The following is a 20,481-nucleotide window of genomic DNA, read 5'->3' on the forward strand; positions in this document are numbered from 1 at the left end:
AAGCCTCAGACCACGCCCATGGTTGCCAGGACAATTGCCACGGCTGTGGCGATCAACGGAATTGCCATGGTGCAAACCGCGATATCCATATAGGATTCTTTATGAGTCAGCCGGGTCACGGCCAACAGGGTGATGACTGCACCACAGTGCGGGAAGGTATCCAGACCGCCGGCGGCCATAATCATGATGCGGTGGATAACGCCTGGGTCGATACCGTTAGCGACCGCCATTTTCAAGAAGTCGGAGCCCAGTGCTTCCACAGCCAGAGCGGTACCACCGGAGGCCGAACCGATAATCCCGGCCAGGGCGGTGGTGGAAACGGCCACTGAGATCAGCGGTGGACCGGGGATGCTGATGATGGCCGCCTTGATGCCGCCGAATACGGCCAGGGATTTGATAACGCCACCGTAACCGACCTCAGACGCGGTGTTGAAAATCGGCAGCAGGCCGCCGACCGCACCGTCGAAGACTTCCTTGTTGGGCTGGGCGATGGCTTTCTGAAAAATCACCAGCAGCAGGATAATGGCAGCGGACAGGGCAACCACCACGGACCAGATCCCGCTGACCCCGCCGTAAGGAGCGTAGTACTTGATGGCGGCCTCGGTTTTAAAGATCCCGTTGGTCAAAACAAAGTTGATGATAAACACCAGCACGATGGGGGCCATGGACAGCCAGACATTCGGCATGTAACCTTCGGTGGAAAGCCCTTCATCGGGATGATCGCCGTAGCCTTCGCCGCCGGCCATAGCTTTGGCCGAGCGATAGTTCAGCCACATGATCGAGCCAACACACATTATCAGGGCGCCAACAATACCGAGGATTGGGGCGGCATAGATATCAGTATGGAAAGCCGGAATCGGGATGGTGTTGATATATTGCGGAGTACCGGGAATCGCGGTCATGGCGAAAGTAAAAGCACCGGCAGCGATGGCACCGGGGAGGAATCTTTTCGGGATATCCGCTTCCCGGAACAGGGTTGCGCCGATGGGGTAGACGGCAAACACCACGACAAACAGGGAGACCCCGCCGTACACCAGCAGCCCGGTGGAGATGATCACCGCGGCGATCGCCCGTTTCTTCCCGAACTTGGAGGAAATGTAATGGGCGACAGAGCGGGCGCAACCGCTGGCACCCATCAGCTTTCCAAAAATCGCGCCGGTCAGGAAGACCGGAAAGTACGCCTTGATATAGCTCGCTGCAGCGGGCATGAACTTATTGGTCCAGGCCACCAGCATCGGGAAATCCCCGGTCACCAACACTGTGCACATGGCCAGCAGCGGTGCCAGCACCAGGACCGTAACCCCCCGGTACGCAAAGTACATCAACAAAATCAACGACAAAACTACGGCAACAGCATCCATAAATTAAAACCTCCAGTTTGATTTCAGAGTCCCAACAGGACCCGGGTGGCAGCGAAAACAAGGGCGAATTCAATACAGATCAAAAAGGCCGGCATAAACCTTGTTTTCTTCTCTATTAACCTCGAGTTTCTGGTGTTAATAAAAAAACCAGGTTCTTCATTTTTAAAAAGAAAAAACATCTTAAGAACCAATTGAAAACAAAATGCAATGACTGCTAAAAGCTCGATACTGGCTATCGTAAAATAGGTACTGTTATTTTGATTCAAGAAGATTAGCGATAAGGAAAAACTTGAGAATATCAGTAATGAAATTAATTCTTTTTTATAACTCCTTATTTCAGCTTTAAAGATATCAATAATAATGGCATACAGAACAAACAGAGGAAGGACTGTCCAACCGAATTTCAAATTGTAGAAATATATATTTTGAATAAGCAATATTACTCCCACCCCATGAAAAGCAAACTTCATTGTTCCTTCATTTAAAGTCATCATCATTGAGAACTCCTTTCTTCTCCTTTTTCCACATAGAGCAATTCATGTGCCATATGGGATTTTTTCTTGAAATTAGCAGTCAAATGCTGTTATGACGGTATTCGTCGCGCGCATTTCCCGCGCTGGAGAAACCTGACGGCCTTGCAGCAATTGTCTTTTTTGTGGACACTATAAAGATCCGTCTTGCCCCCTTTGCCGTTAGAACCTGAGCTTGACGGCTACTGTACTCAAAATAGACATGTCTACTTTTCAGACACTACTTTTCCCCAAGGCGTGCCAGCAGAGATATAAGGTCTCGTTTATGCTCATAAAATCCTTACAATTGAGGATAAAGAATCAGCCTGCGGACAAACGCATAGAATGTTGTTTTCCGGTGAAGCAACCCGTTGCCACGCCGGAGAACATGCAGAAGAGGTGAGCCCGAGAGCTTGCCGAGGGACAGCATATGACTTCGAAAAGAAATGAAGACAGCCTGCTGAATCATTCGGAAATTTTGGAGACCCTGCTCGATTCACTTGACGAAATGGTCGTCATCATCGACCACAACGGCCGGGTTGTCATGATGAGCGAGTCCTACCGGGAATTCCTGCAGGTCAAGGACTATGCCGGCAAACATGTCACCGAGGTGATCCAAAACACCCGCATGCACCATGTTCTGGATACCCGGACCAGTGAAATAGGCGATATTCAGGAGATCAACGGCAACCATATGGTGGCGAGCAGGATTCCGATTCTGGACCGGGACAACAAGTTGCTGGGGGTGGTCGGCAAGGTTATTTTCAAGGACGCCAAGGAGCTCTACTCACTGGCACAGAAGGTTTCCCGGCTGGAAAGCGAAGTCGACTACTACAAAAACGTGCTCAGCAAAGAACTGAGCAACAACTATTTTTTCAACCAGATCAGCGGCAATTCGGACCTTAGCCGCAACGTCAAGCAGCTGGCCATGCATGCCTCACGCACCGACTCCAATGTCCTGATCGTTGGCGAAAGCGGCACCGGCAAGGAGCTTTATGCCCATGCCATCCACAAGGCCAGCAAACGTGGGAACAATCCCTTTATCAGGGTCAACTGCGCGGCCATTCCCGGCGAGCTGCTGGAATCCGAGCTGTTCGGTTATGAAGCCGGCGCTTTTTCCGGCGCGCGCAAAGAGGGGAAGAAAGGCAAGTTCGAACTGGCCAACGGCGGCTCCCTGCTCCTCGACGAGATCGGCGAGATGCCGTTGAATATGCAGGCGAAGCTGCTCCGGGTGCTGCAGGAACAGGAACTGAACCGGCTGGGCGGGGAAAAGACCATCAAGCTCGATGTCAGGATCATCACCTCGACCAACATCAATCTGCTTGAGGCGATGGAAGCGAAGACCTTCCGCGAAGACCTCTACTACCGCCTCGATGTCGTCAAGATCAGCCTGCCGCCGCTGCGTGACCGGCTCTGTGAAATCCGCACCATTGCCAACGACCTGCTGATGAAACTCTCCAGCAAGATGGGGTTGTATGTCGAAAAAATCGACAACGAGGTCTTTGACGCCTTCATGCATTACAGCTGGCCCGGCAATGTGCGCGAACTGGAAAACGTCATTGAGCGGGCGATCAACCTGCTTGACAGCGAAACTGTCATCCAGAAAAAACATCTCCCGCCCCGGCTGCACAGTCAGGGGAGCACCCCGGCCCTGATCGGCACGGATAAAAAGCTGCCGGCGCTGATCAAGGACATCGAGAAACAGGCGATTCAGGAAAAGCTTGCCGAAACCAAGTTCAACAAAAATCTGACCGCCAGACTGCTCGGGATCAGCCGTGCCAACCTTTACAAAAAGATGAAGGAGTACCAGCTCTGACTGATTGGTGCAAAGGTCCGTCCCGGGACTTTTACCAACCCGGCGATCATTTGAGCCGGGCCAGGAACGCGTTCAGGGCGGCGAAATAGGCCGGGGCGTTGACCGCCATGATATCGTTGTGCCCGCCATGGGGGAAGATCTCGATCTCTTTCTGCCCACCGGCCCAGGCATAGAGGCGCTGGCCATGGCTGACCTCGACCAGTTCGTCGTGCCGGGTGTGTAAAACCAGCACCGGCCCCAGGTATTGCGCCAACTTCCGCTGGTGATCCAGCCGCTCGGCAACGACCTGGCGCAGCTGCGCTTCACTCACCCCGAGTTCCTCCGGGCGCAGACGCAGCAGCAGCCGTTCCAGGACATCGGCGATGCCGCTTTCCAGAATCAGCCCCGCGGCGCCGGGGAAGGTCGCAGCCGCCTCGATGGCAAAGATCGAGCCGACACTGCGGCCGAAAAAGACCAACTGCTCCGCCGGCTGCCCAAGGGCCCGACCGATCACCCCGACATCGGCCAGCATCCGCCCGAGCTGGGGACGCCCGGTCGACGCTCCGTAGCCACGGTATTCCGCCAGCAGCACATTCATCCCCACCTGCCCGACCCGGTGCACAAAGCTGCCGCGCCAGTCCGCAACGATCTCACCGTTACCATGAAAATGCACCAGGGTCTTTGCCGCCGGATCGACCTCATGATAGCTGCAGGCCAGCCGGGCGTCGCCGCAATCGATCCAGAACGGGTCGGGAAAATCTCCGTCAAGAGGGTAAAAATACCGCCCGCTGATGACCGGATGATCCAGTAAATCCGTCATGCTCTTTCTCCTTGGCAGGCTGTTTTATAAAGCTGACAGTTCGCGCCTGCTCATCAGTATAGCAGGCCGCATTGCTCAATCCCCGGCGTTACCGGCATTGAAGATCATCGCCGTGGTTTCCTTGCCTGGCGGCACCATGGGGAAAGCAAAGGTATCCGGATGGATGGCAACATCCAGCACCACCGGCCCCGGATAATCCACGGCCCAGCGCAACGCTTCCCGGAATTCGCCGAGACTGCCGACCTTTTTCCCGGCCACGCCGAAGCCCTTGGCAACCATACAGAAATCAACCTTGGCCTCAAGGTCGGTGGACGCATAGCGCGAGCCAAGGAACAGGTTCTGGAATTGCCGCACCATGCCAAGCTTGCCGTTATTGATGATGATGCACTTGACCGGGATGCCGTACTGGGCGCAGGTGGCCAGTTCCTGACAGTTCATCTGAAACGCCCCGTCCCCGTTGATGGCGAAGACCGGCCGTTCGACATTGCCGATAGCCGCACCCAGCGCCGCGGGCAACGCATAGCCCATGGTACCGAGTCCGCCGCTGGTAATATACTGACGCGGCTGGGAAAAAGGGAAGTAGTTGGCCGTCCACATCTGCGACAGGCCGACATCCGAAGCCACCACCGGGTTGTCACCGGCCACTTCATGCAAGGCCTCCATCACTTCGTGAGGCATGATGTGCTCGCGTTGGTCGCGCGGCAGCGGGCCCTGTTCCTTGAACACGGCGATTTCGGTCAGCCAGGCCGAGCGATCGCGCGGCTCAACCAGCTCCAGCAGTTGCTGCAACGCCTCCCCCGCATCGCAGACGATGGGCAGCCCCTCCTGCACCACCTTGTGGATACTGGCCGGATCGATATCAAAATGAATGATCTTGGCATTGGGCGCAAAAGCCTCCACCTTGCCCGTCACCCGGTCGTCAAACCGGGCACCGATGGCGATCAGGCAATCGCACTGATTGACCGCCATATTGGCGTACCAGGCGCCGTACATCCCGAGCATGCCGACGGCCAGGGGTGACTGCGGGTCCATCAGACCGACCCCCATCAGCGTATGGGTCACCGGGATCTGCCCCTTTTCCGCCACCGCCCGCAACAACGCCGAGGAGTTCGACTGAACCACCCCGCCACCGGCATAGATCAGCGGCCGCTTGGCTTTGTTGATCATTGCCGCAGCCCGCCCCAGCTGCTTGAAATTGAGCTGGGGACTGTCCTGATAACCACGCCGGGTCACCTGCTCCGGGATGCCGTCATTGCTCACCGCCGCAATCACATCGCTGGGCAGGTCGACCACCACCGGGCCGGGTCGCCGGGTCCGGGCGATATAGAAGGCTTCGCGGATGATTCTGGCCAGATCCTTGATATCGGTGACCACATAGTTATGCTTGCTGATCGGCCGGGTGATCCCGGCAATATCCGCTTCCTGGAAAGCATCGTTGCCGATATCCAGCGTGGTCACCTGGCCGGTCAGCGCGACCATGGGGACCGAATCCATGTAGGCGGTGGCGATCCCGGTCACCAGGTTGGTTGCCCCGGGTCCGGAGGTGCTCAGGCAGACCCCGACCTTGCCGGTGGTGCGGGCATAGCCATCCGCCGCGTGCGCCGCGGCCTGCTCATGACGAACCAGGATATGGCGGATATCCGGATCATCCAGCAGTGCGTCATGCAACAGCAGGGTGCGCGCACCGGGATAGCCGAAAATCGTATCAACCCCCTCACGTTTCAAACATTCCACCAGGATCTGAGCCCCATTCTGCATCCGTGTTCTCCTTCAGAAAAAATAAAAAAAGACCGCATGGGCGATTGCGCCCAGCGGTCTTTGCTAAAACTGCAAAGGGAGCGCGGGGCGAATGACCCGTGCTCCCTCGATTCTGTGATAACCGAAGATAGCTCCGAGCCGTCAATTCATGACGACTACGACCAGTACTAGAACAACATTCACTAAGCTGCGCAACATATCTTCTCTCCTTGCCGAAGAACTGTATAGGAAATAGCGAATAAATGTCAACACTGTTTTATCCGTCGCCCACAGAGCAGCGAAGGCTTAGAATCCGAAAAACCTGGACGATAAACTCAATGGGAAAGCACAAGGACATAGCTCCCTTAGACCAATTCAACTACGAACCAGCAAAGAAAAAGCGGTCAGTCGATTTTGCAGGTCAACAGATATCCACGTTGCGCATGCCATCCGATAAATACGCAGACAGGCACTGCGGCCACAAGACACTGCCACTCTATGGAAACGAATTGCAGCCCCCAGGAAAAACAGAGATAAGTGGCCAATAAAACGATCATGGTGACAACAAAACTGCGGTTATGCGGAGCAGGAATCAAAGGTGCACAAACAGCAAGCAATGGGACCAATATGGCTATCATTCCTCCACTCAGTAACAAGGCGGTATCTGCGGTCGAGGTTTCCTGCTTAATGCACAACGCCATTCCCGCAGCGACAAAGGCCAGCCCCGCGTAGATAATGGCATGCCCGTAAATAGCCAGCTGTGCCGCTTTCAATTTTGCATTAACGACTAAGGTTTCCAGGGTCTCAAAGTACAACCACCAGATGCCGGCCATGAGGATGAAAGCTCCCGTCAGGGACATCAGAGAAGGCCATTGCCAGGGTCCTTTTCCCAGCCCGCTGACAAGTCCGGTGACCGACTCTCCCAAGAGGATAATCGTCAACAGGCCCAGCCGTTCGGGAAGGTGATGCCGATGGACCGATATCTCGCTGAGGATTTTACGTGCCAACGGTGGAGTCAGAAAATCAACCAGCAGCGCAGCACCCCAAAGCATATATTGGAGTGCGCCGCTAAAGGCCAGGGATAGCAGCCACAGAACCACTCCTGCTGAAAACCCAAACAGAAATGGTATGGTCACCGGATGCAGGTGAGGGGCATGGCTGTGGACTCTCCAGTACATGAGCACCAGCAAGCTCCGAACCAGGGCATAATAGAGGGCAAAATAAAAAGCGCCGCCGCTGAAGACCCCTTCAATCGAGCCGGCCAGAAGAATCAGGAAAAATATCTGTGCCAGGGTCAGCAAGCGCTGTGGCGTATCGTCAGGATCAAAGCGGTTGGCAAAGAGAGTGTGGCCGGTCCAAGCCCACCAGACCGGGATGAAAAGAAAGATAAATTCAAACACTGCCCAAACCGTCAAATGGTTTGCGGCATGATCGGCCAGGGAGTGGACAAGACGGGCTATGACAACGACGTAGATCAGGTCGTAGAAGAGTTCCAGCCAGGTCGCTTTGCGTCCCGATTCGTCTGTCCTGAGAGCCATTTGAGCAGGCATGGTTCCTCCCTGAAAGCCCGGGATATCCCAACAGGTGGTTGCAGAACTCTGCTTGGAGCCCAAAGGAACGACAGCCGGCAGACCTGCTGATATGCTCAGCTGCCGTTCCTTGGGAACAGCTATTTGACGTGGTGCGGATTCTTGGCCGCCTGTGGGGCTTTATGGACCATGGTATAGGCATAATCGATGCCATCACCGTAAGCGCCGCCATGCTTGCGGAAGATATTCAGGACCGCATCGTAGTGCTCCTTGTTGGCCCAGTCGCGTTGGAACTCAAGCACCGTCGCGACGCTGGTCATCGGCACCGCCCCGGCTTGCACCGTCCGCCGCATTGCTGCGTCGTGGGCAATGGCGGAAGTCGCTCCGCAGGCGTCCTCGACGATATAAACATTATAGCCTTCCGCCAGCATATTCAGAGTCGGCCAGGCAACACAGACTTCGGTCCAGAGGCCGGCAATAACGATATTTTTTTTCCCAGTCGCCTTGACCGCGGCACGAAACTTCTCATCGTCCCAGGAATTCATGCTGCTGCGTTCCACCGGCTGCTGGCCGGGGAAAACGTCCATCAGCTCCGGCCAGACGTACCCACTGAAAGATTCGGTTTCAACTGCGGTGAGAATGACCGGGACCTTATATTCCTTGGCCCCCTTGGCCAGCATCACCACATTATTGAGCAGCAACTGCCGGTCGATATTCGCCACTCCGAAAGTCATTTGTGGCTGATGATCGATAAAGACGACCGCGCAGTTATCCGCTGTCAATAGTCCGCCATCAGTATGTGCAAGAATATTTGCCATGATGTATCTCTCCTCTTCTTGCGGGTTCCCGCTTCAAGGACGCAACCGTTGCGTCCAGTCCTGCAATGCTGCCAGCTGCTGCACGATCAGTTCCTGGGCTTTCTCATCGATCAGATTGCCATCAGGATCAAAGCTGTTACCGAAGGCGCTGCAGAAGATCTCCGGTCTGTTCAACGGATGCAGATTAAGAAACACACACACCTGCCGCAAATGATACTGAGCCCGCCCAGATTTCATGCCGCCGCCGGAGCCCATGATCGCCGCCGGCTTGCCGCTCAGCAGGTGATTGTCCGGCTCGCGCGAGGCCCAGTCCAGGGCGTTCTTCAGCGCCGGGGCCAGGGAATAATTGTATTCCGGGCAGGCGAACAGCAGGGCGTCGGCCTGTTCGAAATCGGCCAGCAGCGTCTGGACCGCCTGGGGCTTTTCCTGATAATCGGCATTGTAAAACGGCACCTCGGCCAGCTCGGCGATTTTGATCTCCACCCCGGCCGGGGCATGCTGTTGAGCGTAGCGCAACAATCCCATATTGGTTGACTGACGTCGCAGACTGCCGCAGATACCGAGAATTTTCAGGCTTTTCATGGTTGACTCCTTTTGCTTGCTGGGTAGCATCCGGAAACTCCGGATGCCAATGCATAAGTTTTCAGATTGGAAACGAGCAATTTTCCGTTGTGGCTAGGCCATCAAGGGCTTCTGCGGAGGCGTAGTTCTTTACGCCGCACAAATAAGCCCGCAGATTGCCACCGCCACGGCGAAAAAGGCCGTTCCCGGATGACAACTTGCTAAGCGTTATTTCATGGCCACTTCAATGCACAGCACTTCGGCTGCGCCGGCGGCATGGATTGGGACATCCCCGTCAGCAACCAGGCCGAACCCGTCCCGTGGTTCAAGGGCTTGTCCGGCGATGGTCAGCTGACCGCTGATCACAAAAAAGTACTGCCCCGTCCCCTGCTGATGGGGAGAATAGTGCAGCGAAGCACCGGCTTCCAGACTGGCCATGGATAACCAGGCGTCCTGATTGATCCAGATGGCAGCCGCTTCTTTCTCCGGGGACACCAGGGTCTGAAAGCGGTTGCGGCGCTCGCTCCGCTCAAAACGCTGCTGTCCATAGCGGGGGGGGATATCTTGCTCTTTGGGCTTGATCCAGATCTGCAGAAAGTTGACCTCCTCGCTGGAGGACGCGTTATATTCCGAGTGAACCAGGCCCGCTCCCGCCGACATCACCTGGACGTCGCCGGCCATGATGACATGCTTGTTGCCCATGCTGTCCTGATGGCGCAAGGCCCCGACCAGGGGGATGGAAATGATCTCCATGTTCTGATGGGGGTGGGCATCGAACCCCACGCCCGGTTGTACGATGTCGTCGTTGATGACCCGTAACAGGCCGAAGCCCATCCGCTCCGGGTCGTGGTAATTGGCAAAACTGAAGGTATGTCTGCTGAGCAACCAGCCGTGGTCGGCCAGACCGCGCGAAGCGGCTTTATGTAATATCTGAGTCATGATCTTTTCCTCTGCTCCGGGAGCTACCGCTGCCGCCCTGCGGTGAACAGGGTTCGGCACGCACCGGGCACCCGCAAAAAATTATTTATTTCGACATCGAAAGATCTAGTCAAAAGCTTACTCTCCGCGACCGAGTTTCTTCAACAAGCTGGCCAGTTCCGACTGTTCTTTATCCGACAACACCGCAAACTGACGCTCCACGGCTTCGGCATGCCGGGGAAACACCCTGGCGATCAGCTCCTCCCCCGCAGCGGTCAGGCTGACCGTGACCAGGCGCCGGTCATGGGGGGAACGATCGCGCTTGACCAGGGCCTTTTTTTCCAGACCATCGACCACCGTGGTGAGGTTGGCATTGCTCTTGAGAATCCTCTGACAAAGCTCCCCCTGGGACAACGGGCCGAGGTGGAACAGGGCCTCCAACACGGCAAACTGGCTGTGGGTCAGATTGTCCTCCTGCAGATGGCGATGGATCTCCCGGGTCGCCCGGTTGGTGGCCCGCATCAATTTCACGTAAACATTCAGAGCACTGCGTTGCGCTTCGGTGAGGAACTGGTATTTCATCCGGCCTCCATTTATTTCGACATCGAAATATTGACTTTAAAATATCACCGATTAGGTAATATTTCAAGCCATGCCTGAATTATTTTCTCCAGAGCTGAATATCAACGCGGCTCCGGCCCACTTTGCACAAAGCGGCCCAGGTCGGGATAGTCATGATAGACCCGCGCCGCCACCTCCGGCAGATCCTTGAGGAGCCGAAAATCGGCGAAATCGAACCCTGGCGCCACCGTGCAGCCGACCAGGCTGTAATCCCCTGCCGATTCGGCGGCCTGCCAGTTGCCGGCGCTGATCAGCTGCTTGTAATGGCCGCCCTCGGGATCGAGCCGATAGTCATGCAACCGGGAAAAATCGCCGGCCAGTTGGAGCAGGCGCAAGGGTGCACCTTCATAAAAATTCCACAGTTCATCATGCATGACCCGGTGCCAAAGGCTGACCTGACCTGCGATGAGGAGAAAATAGATATCGGTGAATGCCGAGCGGACCGCGTTGACCCCGCTGGAATGGACCTGGTGTTGCGAACGATAGACCTCTTTGAAAAAGCCCCCTTCCGGGTGCGGCTGGAGATCGAGTTTGGCGATAAGTTGGGCAGCACGTGGATGCATGGGCGAAAGCTCCTTCCCTTTCTGAGCGCTGGCAAGCTAAGATGCCCCATGGCGTCAGGAGTTTTTCAGTGAGCATAACAGACCCGCAGTTGATCTGCACCCACCCTTTCAGCTGGTTTGAAATCCACCGGCACGGCGATGTCTTCCTTTGTTGTCCGGCCTGGCTGAAACGCCCCATCGGCAACCTGTTGCAAACGCCCGTGGCCGACATCTGGAACAGCCCGGTGGCACAGGAGATCCGCAAAACCATCCATAACCGCAGCTTTCACAACTGCAGCAAGGTCCGCTGCCCGTTCCTGGCAGACTCCTTAAGTCCGGTCCAGCCCCTTGTCGCGGTCACCGAGCAAAGGATCAAACGCGCACTGGAAACGCGGGCCGCACACCTCGATTTTCCGCCGACCCGGCTCAATCTCTGTTTCGATCACAGCTGCAACCTGGCCTGCCCGAGCTGCCGCCCCGCCAGACAGGTCGCCACCGGGAGCGCCCGCGACAAAGCGCGGCGGATCAGTGAAATCATTTGCGCCGAGCTGCTTCCCCGGGCCGAGGAAGTGACCATGAGCGGTTATGGCGACCCCTTTGCCAGCCCGGCCTACCTGGCGATCCTCCGCCAGCTCAATGCCAGCAGCGGGGAGATCCCCCAGCTCCGCCTGCACAGCAACGGCCAGCTTTGGACCCGCCAGCGCTGGGAGCAGCTGCCCCGTTTGCATGATCGGGTCAAGGAAGCGGAGATCTCCGTCGACGCCGCCAGCGCTGCGACCTATGCCGTCAACCGGCCGGGCGGTTCCTTTGAGATTTTGCTCAACAACCTCGCCTACCTGGCCGAGCAGCCCTTCCCCCTGACCTTGAGCATGGTGCTGCAGCAGAACAATTTCCAGGAGATCCCCCTGCTGATCGAACTGGCCACCCGCCTCAAAGCCCGCGTCTACCTGAGCCGCCTGGTCAACTGGGGGACCTTTGCCAAAGCAGAGTTCACCCGTCGGGCCGTTCACCTGCCGACCCATCCCGAACATCAGCAACTCGTCACCCTGCTGCGGGAGTACCGGCACCGGCCGCAAATCAATCTTGGCAACCTGCTCCCGCTGCTCTAACCATCCACCCTATTCCGGCCGGCCCCTTGAATCGCCACCGCCCGGGCATGGTATGATGACAGTCTCCGCTCCAGCGCCACGAACAATCACTTGCCACAAGGCAACAGGAGGCTATGTCATGAGGTTCAGAACCGCATGCTCCCTGCTCGGCTGCCTGTTGGGTGCCGCGCTCATTATCAGCCTGCTCGGCGGGTTCAGTGCCAGCCCCGGCCCGGAACCTGGCCTGATCCACACGGAAAAACATGATCTGCGCAGCGTGCCCCTGGCCCGCGGCCTGGAACATCCCTGGGGCATGGCCTTTCTGCCGGAAGGCGGCATCCTGATCAGCGAACGCCCCGGCCGCTTGCGCATCTTCCAAAACAATCAGCTGTCCCAGCCCATTGCGGGCCTGCCGGAAATCGCCCGCCAGGGGCAAGGCGGGCTCCTTGATGTCGCCCTGCATCCTCAGTTCAGCAGCAATCGGCTGGTCTATTTTTCCTTTGCCGAACCCGGTTCCGGCGGGTTCGGTACAGCGGTCGGCCGCGCCCGGCTGGACGGCCAGCAACTGAACGATCTTGAAATTATTTTCCGCATGGAACCCAAATCAACAACCGGCCGCCATTTCGGCTCGCGGCTGGTCTTTGACCAGCAGGGTTATCTCTATATCACCCTTGGCGATCGCGGTGACCAACAGCGGGCTCAGCAACCGGACGACCATGCCGGTTCGGTCATCCGCCTGCACGCGGACGGACGAATCCCGGCGGACAATCCTTTTGTCGACCGGCCGGGCTGGAAAGGGGAAAAGTACGACCTGGGCCATCGCAACATGCAGGGCGCGGCCCTCCATCCGCAAACCGGCGAGCTGTGGACCCATGAGCATGGCCCGCAGGGTGGGGATGAAATCAACATCATCCGACCCGGCAGCAACTACGGCTGGCCGGTGATCACCTATGGCGTCAATTACGGGATCGGCACCAAAATCGGCGAAGGCACCCACAAACCCGGGCTGGTCCAGCCGATCCACTACTGGGTGCCGTCCATTGCCCCGTCCGGAATGACTTTTTATCAAGGCGACAAATTCCCCCACTGGCAGGGCAATCTGCTGGTCGGCGCGCTCAAGGATCAGCTGCTGGTCCGGCTGGAGCTGGACGGGGACAAGGTGGTTGCCGAAGAACGGTTCCTGCAGAATAAGCTGGGGCGGATTCGCGATGTCAGGGAAGGTCCGGACGGCTACATCTACCTGCTGACCGATGAAGCAGACGGCGGCCTCTACCGGCTCGAACCCGCGTCCTGAGTAACAGGTGGACAGTGCGGCCTCAAGACCTCTTCAGGGAATGAAAAGCGGCCAGGGCTTTTTCGCGGGAGGTTTGCAGATTGACCACCGGTTGCGGATAATCCCGCCCAAGGCGGACTCCGGCTTCGGCCAGCACCTCGGTCGAGGCTTCCCAGGGGGCGTGCAGATAACGATCCGGCAACCGCCTGAGTTCGGGGATATAGCGCCTGACGTAGCGACCGTCGGGATCGAACTTTTTACCCTGGGTGACCGGGTTGAAGATGCGGAAATAAGGCACGGCATCCGCCCCGCTGCCCGCCACCCATTGCCAGCCGAAACTGTTGCTGGCCAGATCCGCATCGACCAAGCAGTCCCAGAACCATTCCTGCCCCATCCGCCAGTCGACCAGCTGGTTCTTCACCAAAAACGAGGCGGTGATCATCCGCGCCCGGTTATGCATGGTGCCGGTCTCCCACAACTCACGCATGCCGGCATCAACCAGGGGATAACCGGTCTCCCCCCATTTCCAGGCATCAAAGGCCATCGCATCCCGCTGCCAGGGAAAATCTTCGAACTTTGCGTTGAAACAGTGCTCGGGCAGCTGCGGAAAATAATAGAGCAGGTAATGGGAAAATTCGCGCCAGGCGAGTTCACTGAGGAAATGATCCAGATCCGCCTCGCAACCCGCCTCAAGACCGGCCCGCAAGGCTCCCTGCCAGACCTGGCGCGGGGAGATTTCGCCAAAATGCAGGTGCGGCGATAACCGCGAGACATGGTCATCCGCCAGATAGTCCCGCCCTTCCTTATAGCCCTGCAAACGATCGCGAAGAAAATCCTCCAAAGCCAGCCCGGCTTGCTGCTCGCCAACCGCCCAGCGCGCCGCCAGTTTATCATGCCAGGGCCGGACCGGCAGCGGCTCCAGGCGGGGACACAGCAACGCATCCAGGTTGCCACTGATAAATTCGGCCTGCGCCGGAGGAGGCAGCGGCTTGGGCGGGGGGACGGACAGACAGCCTTTGCGAAAATAAGGGGTGAACACCTGGTACGGGGTGCCGTCTTTTTTCAGGATCTCCCAGGGTTCCCAGAGTAACGAGGCGTTATAACTGTGAACCTTGATCCCCTGCTCGGTCAGTCGCTGTTTGAGCTTCTTGTCGCGGGAAATCCGCCAAGGTTCGTAACAGCGATTCCAGAACACCTCTCCAGCTCCACTCTGCCTGACCAACTCGGGCAGCAGCTGATCCGCAGCTCCAACAAAGCAGCTCAGTGTGCCCCCCAAGCTGTCGTTCAGCCGCGCCAAAGCCTGCTCCAACCACCAACGGCTGGCAGCCCCCATCCGCCACTTGCCGGCATTCTCGTCATCCAGAATATAAACCGGCAGCACAGCCCCAGCCCGCACCGCCGCCGTCAGGCCAGGGTTATCGGCCAGCCGCAGATCCTGTCTGAACCAGAAGATCACCGGAGCTTTGGGCATCACTTCTTTCCAGGCGGTAAGAGGTTAATTGAGAGTCGTGCTCTGTAATGGCAGCAGGTTAGTGGTGCATGTAAGCGCTGCAAACATGCTTTAATAATAACACTTTCAGATGAGACCTATGCATGCTGCGGTTATTTTTGAACACTATAAATCCGACATAGATGTGTCCAGTGATGCGCGGGGTCACTCTGCCCTATTTATAGAGAAAACAAGAAATGACTTAAACGGGCATCATCTTTTGTGTTTGTTGGGAATCTCATTTTTCTGTCACTATGCTGCTCTTGACAAAAATTAGTTTTTGTACTATTCCATACAATATATTGCACTTATCAATACAAGGATTTGTATTTAATGGCACAAAATGGATACAGACTTGACAAAAATGAACTCCTTGACAATTTAAAAGCGTGGAATCGTTTTCTGCGTCAAAAAGTTCACTTAATCGCTTGTGGCGGCACGGCCATGACCTTACTGGGCGTCAAAGCATCGACAAAAGATGTCGACTTCATGGTCCCCGAAATCAAAGAATACAACTACTTGACAAAACAATTACCTGCAATGGGGTACACGGAAACCAGCGGACATGGCTGGCAGCGAAAAGGTGAAGTCTTTCATTTTGACATATTCCGTGGAAACAACATCCACACAACCGGATTACTGGAATCACCCCTGAAATCCGGCCGGAACAAACTTCTGCATGAATTCTCACACCTTTATATCGGCATCCTCAATGACTATGACCTCATCTCCAGCAAACTAATGCGTGGAACCAGAGTTGATTTTGATGACTGCATAATGTTGGCAAAATCCCATGAAGCAGAATTAGATCTGGAACGGCTTAGGAGACACTTCTGCGAAATGATCAGCTATGATGTCGCAGAGGAACGCTTAAGGCCAAACATAGACGACTTCCTAGAACGACTACGGGAGGATGAACCACATGACTGACGATAAATTTTTCAAAAGTCTATCCAGGCTCGGATTCCCAATGTTCGAACCGAATGAAGAACTTGAGGTCAATGAAACCTTGGCTGAAGCAGTCAAAAGCAACGATACCCGGATATGGGAGGGATTTCCTGTCCTCTTGGCCAATGCAGGAGAAAGCTATCAATTTGCCTCGGACCAAGTTGAACAACGCCTTCCTAACAAGGAACTTAAACAACGGTACCACCAGCTGATATTGTTATCGGCAGCCGTCTACACCCATTATCACTTGTCTTTTTCATGGCTGAACAAGTTAAAAAAGTCGTTTTCCGACCAAGACAAAACCCTCGTCAAATCCTTGCGGAAAGGTTTAGCCCACCGCCAGACAAATAGCTGGCCCGCTGACGTCGACCCTGAACGAGTCAGAGGCCTGTTCGAACTGTATTATGAGCAAAAAATCGAGAAAGATCGCAGGCGAAAAGACCGCTACGAAGAATTTTCTTTGGAATATGCTTTATCGCAGCTTTTCTCACCAAAACAAAAAGAACTGTTTAAAAAGAAATTGGAAGGAGATGCCCTAACCAAAACCGAACAGGAATACTACTCACGAACGGTCAAGAAGAAAGTGGTTGCACTTGCCAACTCGGAGTTGCATAGCTTAGCCAGAAAATTACTTGAGCAGTAAACAGTAGCTTGTCACCTCTAAACAAACGAAAACACCCACACCCACTGTATTCTCGTCATCAAGAAAAGAACGACAGCACGGTCTCAGCCGCCGTCAAGCCGGGGTTATCGGCCAGCCGCAGATCCTGTCTGAACCAGAAGATCACCGGGGCTTTAGGCATGACTTCTTTCCGGGTGGTAAGAGGTTAATTGAGAGTCGTGCTCTGCAACGGTGGCAGGTCAGTAGCGCATGTGAGCGCTGCAAACATGCTGTAATAATAACACTTTCAGATAAGGCCTATGCATGCTGCGGTTATTTTTGAACACGATAGACAAGGCCAAAGAAACGTGGGTGCAGTTAGACTTCAACCGGTAACAAATTCTGATTGGATCCTGGCAGGTCCGTTGTGCTGAACCTGCCAGGAATGTATTTGCCCATCAAACTGATGGGATCGCTCTATCAGCCGTGCCCGTCGTCATAAACGGAGTCGCCTTCGCCCTCATCTTCAGCGGTACTCCCCGGCTTATCTTCCTGCGATGCTGAGTTTTTTCTCTGTGGTTCCTTTTTTTTCAACGTCGCGGTGGCCGCAGGGTCAGCTGGAGTGAGAGACTCCTCTCCAGGCTGCCCCTTGGCCCGACACGTAACCGTATTTGCCAGCAGAATAAAAATGAGAACGCAGCACAGTTTTCTGATCATTTTAGCTAAACCCGGATCAATTTCACCTTGGTGTCGTAAAAACTGGCGCTGCCACCAATGGGATCACTCATACAGACATTCTGCAAAACCGGGTCAACCATGCAGGCTGCGTTCGCGCATAAACCTGCCTGACGCCTCTTGTCCCCAGAGGTCATCTTACCGTCAACATCGACATCGGCCGCACCATAGGCCCAGTGACCGTAACTCCAGCAGACGGAAACAACCCCCGGACGAATCCCTTCAATGGTTTTCAGACGGCCTTCCATAGGCACCGGTTTGTTATTCGGCACCGGCCAAACACCGTCAGGGTTGGTTGGAGACGCTACACGGACCCGATCACCATTTTTGAAGCCAAGCTTGGCGGCCGTATCCGCGTTAATCATAATGTAATTCTCAGGGAGAATCGAAGAAAGCCAATAGTTCCCAGGCAGGGTTCTCGATTGCCCGCCAAGAATCTCTTTGTAGGTACTCAGGTCCAGTTCATAGCCGTTTGAACTTATCGGATTGCCAGCGGCATCCGTGACAGGTTCGTAAATCCCCAGCCCACTGAAGCGTTTTCCGGTCAGGGAATGACGCTGTGTCCCGACATTCTCGACGTACAGATTGAAACGCTGCTTGGTCTGATGTTCGACAAAACCGTCATGCCCCATCTGCTTGGCCTCGTCAAAATCTTCGAAACGACCGCCACGATTCAAGAAATACACAACCTTTTTCCAGCTCTCAGTGCCCGCCGCTTTCTCCCAGCGCTCAGGTGAAAAAACAGTTTTTTCAAGATGCTTGCGGGCGTTCAGGAACAACTGCATCTCTTCTTTGGAGGCATCGGGGAGATCATCATCCTTTTTGTCCCCCCATGAGAGGTTAGCGGCAAGTTTCAGGAAGAAATCTTCAGGACGAGTAAAGTCCAAGCCAGGCCCGAAAGCATCTTTGCCACATCCCGGCAAGCTAAGTTTTTCACCAATGGCCAGCATGACCGCTTCCATGGAGCAGTGCATCTTTTCACCATAGACTTCCACCAGTTCCGTCTGTGGCGTCACTGTAGGCTGACGGAATTTGGATGCTTTGGTCGGAGAATCAGGAGTTGTATGTGGTGACCCGAAGCGTTCCCAGATAGCCGTGTCCGGGAAAAGATAATCCGCATACATGGACGACTCACCGATCACGATGTCATCAGCGATAATCAACGGCAGCTTCTTGGTGTCGGCCAGGATCTTCAGCGCCGTATGACCTGCTGGTGTGGCAAATCCGGGCGTCCCTTTGTGCAGCCACAGGGCCTTGATCCCGTAGGGATACTGGTCGTCCGCTGAAGCGATGATTTCCTGATAAACGCTGCCGGTAAAGGGGAACCAGGGACGTTTTGCCGGGTATCGTTTGAACAAGGTCGATTTTTCGTAGCTGGAACCTTCCCGGGTAATTTTGTGGCCGAATGGGCTCAATTTGCCCGGATGAAGTTTCGTCAGGTCAAATGGGAAATGCAGCTTATCACCAAGTTCGTGCCAGTGGCCTCCACCAGCGTGCAGTCCGCCCTTGTGATCGATATTGCCGACCAGCATATTCAAGGTGATGATAGCCTGTCCATTGTAATAGCCGTTGGTGTGTTGAACCGGGCCGCGATAAAAGTCGATCGCCGCACGTTTGCCGTGGGCGGTAAACTCCTTGGCCAGTTCGGCAACCTCTCTAACAGAGCTTCCCGCCAGTTCCGACCAACTTTCGAGAGTTTGCGAAAACGCCAATTCTTTCAGCAGAGTAAAGCTGCTCTTGACCTTGTTTCCAGCAACGATCCCGTCAAACTCAAGATCACCGTAAATTGCTTGTTTTTCATCAACCTTTGTTGGTACTCCGTTGACGGCGACAACAAAGGCATCCTCGTCACCAAGGCCCACCTCGGAGGCGCGCAGGTAAGTTTCCGGCCCTTCCGCATCGATTTTCACCAGAAAACTTGCCGTCGTCCAGGAGACCTCCTTCGACTCATGTGCGGCAGTTTCCGTTGCATTGACCAAAAACTGCTTGTCATAGCGTTTATTTTCAATAATCCAGCGGGTCATTCCAAGTGCCAGAGCCGCGTCACCACCCGGTTTGACTGGAACCCATTTCCAGGCTTTGGCTGCGGTTTTGTTGAGCATGGGATCGACAACAGCAATTTTCAGGCGACCATCAGCAATGCCATCGGTAATTTTACCGGTCATGATCGGCGGACCAACGTTGGCCTCAAAGGGGCTGGTGCCGAAATAAATATTGAACTCGGAATTCAGAGTGTCCGGTTTCATATGGGTTTTACCTCCACCCCATTTACCGTCTTTATATTTGTTTGACACTCCCCAGAACGCGATGTGATGGGACTGCTCACAAATAGTGGTGTGCTCGTAAAAGTTGACAGAACCAAAGCTGTTGCCTATGAACCGCTTGCCCAACTCTTTGCGCCCGTGCTCAATCCGTCCGGCTTGGAAAACAAACTGGTTATTTTTCATGCCCAGGTCCGGGTGATCCGGGTCAATCAGGGAGTCAAGGTGTGCGGCATGCTTGGTTTTGAATTCCTGCACCGACATCTCGCCACCGGCCACCGACTTCCAGTCTTTGGCCATGGCGGACGAGGCAGCGGAATCCCGTTGGACGTAAATGTCTTTCAATCCCTCGACATGCCGATCTTCGCCGATGGAGGAGAACAGTTTTCCCCCTTCAACAATCTCTTTGATGGCCTGATCAAAGGGAATCACCTTCCATTTGTTTGCTCCACGGGGCCCGTTACGCTTCAGGACTTTGACGATCCGATAGGGGTCATAAAGGCTCTGGATGCCGGCTTGCCCCTTGGGACAGATTTTTCCATCGACCTTGGCGGCTTCAAACGGCGATGTTTTGTGGGGCAAGTGAGGCAGCATATTCTGGGGGGTATAGGGATTGCCATCGATCTTGACCAACAAACCTTCCTGAATTTTACACTTCAACGGGCAAGCTGTATGACATTGCAGGCAGACTGAGTAAATAATGGATTCCGCGCTGCCCAAGGGGTAGGTGTTGGTGTCAGCAACTGCAGCCAGAACCTTGTTGCACCAACCCAGTTTGTCTCCCAAAAAAGCGCCACCGCCGGCAATAACCGCTCCTTTCATGATCGAGCGCCTGGATATTTTTTTATCGAATAGTTCTTTCATTCGTTTCTCCT

Annotated in this window: 19 protein-coding genes; 5 read left to right on the forward strand and 14 right to left on the reverse strand. The window is 55.1% G+C overall.

The features are described from left to right. Positions 1–5: 5 nt before the first annotated feature. Complete coding sequence (locus tag N909_RS0104580; RefSeq protein WP_029912085.1) at positions 6–1,361, reverse strand: GntP family permease; 1,356 nt, start codon at positions 1,359–1,361, stop codon at positions 6–8. A gap of 23 nt (positions 1,362–1,384) precedes the next feature. After that, the gene (locus tag N909_RS0104585) at positions 1,385–1,858 is read right to left on the reverse strand and encodes a hypothetical protein (protein ID WP_029912088.1); all 474 of its coding nucleotides are present in this window, start codon (positions 1,856–1,858) and stop codon (positions 1,385–1,387) included. 442 nt (positions 1,859–2,300) lie between these two features. Between N909_RS0104585 and N909_RS0104590 the strand changes: the two genes are divergently transcribed. Then, positions 2,301–3,686, forward strand: coding sequence for a sigma-54 interaction domain-containing protein (locus tag N909_RS0104590; RefSeq protein WP_051689525.1), 1,386 nt, complete (start codon positions 2,301–2,303; stop codon positions 3,684–3,686). Positions 3,687–3,732: 46 nt separating this feature from the next. Here the strand turns inward: N909_RS0104590 and N909_RS0104595 are convergent, their stop codons facing one another. The 8 genes from N909_RS0104595 to N909_RS0104630 form a co-directional block, all read right to left on the reverse strand. After that, entirely contained in the window at positions 3,733–4,485 is a 753-nt protein-coding gene (locus N909_RS0104595) for an alpha/beta hydrolase (protein ID WP_029912093.1), read from the reverse strand. A 75-nt stretch (positions 4,486–4,560) separates the two neighbouring features. Next, entirely contained in the window at positions 4,561–6,243 is a 1,683-nt protein-coding gene (gene ilvB, locus N909_RS0104600) for a biosynthetic-type acetolactate synthase large subunit (protein ID WP_029912096.1), read from the reverse strand. A gap of 383 nt (positions 6,244–6,626) precedes the next feature. Continuing rightward, the gene (locus N909_RS0104605; RefSeq protein ID WP_029912100.1) at positions 6,627–7,772 is read right to left on the reverse strand and encodes a low temperature requirement protein A; all 1,146 of its coding nucleotides are present in this window, start codon (positions 7,770–7,772) and stop codon (positions 6,627–6,629) included. A 119-nt stretch (positions 7,773–7,891) separates the two neighbouring features. Next, on the reverse strand, positions 7,892–8,569 hold the full coding sequence (locus N909_RS0104610) for a hydrolase (RefSeq protein WP_029912102.1): 678 nt from the start codon (positions 8,567–8,569) through the stop codon (positions 7,892–7,894). A 33-nt stretch (positions 8,570–8,602) separates the two neighbouring features. Next, positions 8,603–9,151: an NADPH-dependent FMN reductase gene (locus N909_RS0104615; protein WP_029912107.1), complete on the reverse strand. Its 549-nt coding sequence runs from the start codon at positions 9,149–9,151 to the stop codon at positions 8,603–8,605. A gap of 207 nt (positions 9,152–9,358) precedes the next feature. Further along, positions 9,359–10,069: a pirin family protein gene (locus N909_RS0104620; RefSeq protein ID WP_029912108.1), complete on the reverse strand. Its 711-nt coding sequence runs from the start codon at positions 10,067–10,069 to the stop codon at positions 9,359–9,361. 117 nt (positions 10,070–10,186) lie between these two features. Beyond that, a complete protein-coding gene (locus N909_RS0104625; RefSeq protein ID WP_029912110.1) occupies positions 10,187–10,630 on the reverse strand; it encodes a MarR family winged helix-turn-helix transcriptional regulator in 444 nt (147 codons plus the stop codon). Positions 10,631–10,731: 101 nt separating this feature from the next. Continuing rightward, positions 10,732–11,232: a cupin domain-containing protein gene (locus N909_RS0104630; RefSeq protein WP_029912113.1), complete on the reverse strand. Its 501-nt coding sequence runs from the start codon at positions 11,230–11,232 to the stop codon at positions 10,732–10,734. 68 nt (positions 11,233–11,300) lie between these two features. Between N909_RS0104630 and N909_RS0104635 the strand changes: the two genes are divergently transcribed. Both N909_RS0104635 and N909_RS0104640 read left to right on the forward strand, forming a co-directional pair. Then, positions 11,301–12,320 (forward strand): radical SAM/SPASM domain-containing protein, encoded by a 1,020-nt coding sequence (locus tag N909_RS0104635; RefSeq protein ID WP_029912115.1) that lies wholly within the window; start codon positions 11,301–11,303, stop codon positions 12,318–12,320. 118 nt (positions 12,321–12,438) lie between these two features. Beyond that, positions 12,439–13,593 carry a PQQ-dependent sugar dehydrogenase gene (locus N909_RS0104640; RefSeq protein ID WP_051689526.1) on the forward strand — a complete coding sequence of 385 codons (1,155 nt, stop codon included), beginning with the start codon at positions 12,439–12,441 and terminating at the stop codon, positions 13,591–13,593. 22 nt (positions 13,594–13,615) lie between these two features. Here N909_RS0104640 and N909_RS0104645 read toward each other — a convergent pair whose 3' ends face one another. After that, on the reverse strand, positions 13,616–15,043 hold the full coding sequence (locus N909_RS0104645) for a cryptochrome/photolyase family protein (protein WP_029912122.1): 1,428 nt from the start codon (positions 15,041–15,043) through the stop codon (positions 13,616–13,618). A 351-nt stretch (positions 15,044–15,394) separates the two neighbouring features. Between N909_RS0104645 and N909_RS0104650 the strand changes: the two genes are divergently transcribed. Both N909_RS0104650 and N909_RS0104655 read left to right on the forward strand, forming a co-directional pair. Then, the gene (locus tag N909_RS0104650) at positions 15,395–15,991 is read left to right on the forward strand and encodes a hypothetical protein (protein ID WP_029912124.1); all 597 of its coding nucleotides are present in this window, start codon (positions 15,395–15,397) and stop codon (positions 15,989–15,991) included. Next, the gene (locus N909_RS0104655; RefSeq protein WP_029912127.1) at positions 15,984–16,652 is read left to right on the forward strand and encodes a hypothetical protein; all 669 of its coding nucleotides are present in this window, start codon (positions 15,984–15,986) and stop codon (positions 16,650–16,652) included. The genes N909_RS0104650 and N909_RS0104655 overlap by 8 nt, the downstream gene beginning before the upstream one ends. Positions 16,653–16,710: 58 nt before the next feature. Here the strand turns inward: N909_RS0104655 and N909_RS25190 are convergent, their stop codons facing one another. The 3 genes from N909_RS25190 to N909_RS0104670 form a co-directional block, all read right to left on the reverse strand. Further along, positions 16,711–16,812: a deoxyribodipyrimidine photo-lyase gene (locus N909_RS25190; protein ID WP_084167466.1), complete on the reverse strand. Its 102-nt coding sequence runs from the start codon at positions 16,810–16,812 to the stop codon at positions 16,711–16,713. Positions 16,813–17,090: 278 nt separating this feature from the next. Further along, positions 17,091–17,327, reverse strand: coding sequence for a hypothetical protein (locus N909_RS0104665; protein ID WP_029912130.1), 237 nt, complete (start codon positions 17,325–17,327; stop codon positions 17,091–17,093). Between the two features lie 5 nt (positions 17,328–17,332). Continuing rightward, complete coding sequence (locus N909_RS0104670; protein WP_029912133.1) at positions 17,333–20,470, reverse strand: molybdopterin-dependent oxidoreductase; 3,138 nt, start codon at positions 20,468–20,470, stop codon at positions 17,333–17,335. Between the last annotated feature and the right edge of the window lie 11 nt (positions 20,471–20,481).

This window comes from Pelobacter seleniigenes DSM 18267, from assembly GCF_000711225.1.
GTDB lineage: Bacteria > Desulfobacterota > Desulfuromonadia > Desulfuromonadales > Geopsychrobacteraceae > Seleniibacterium > Seleniibacterium seleniigenes.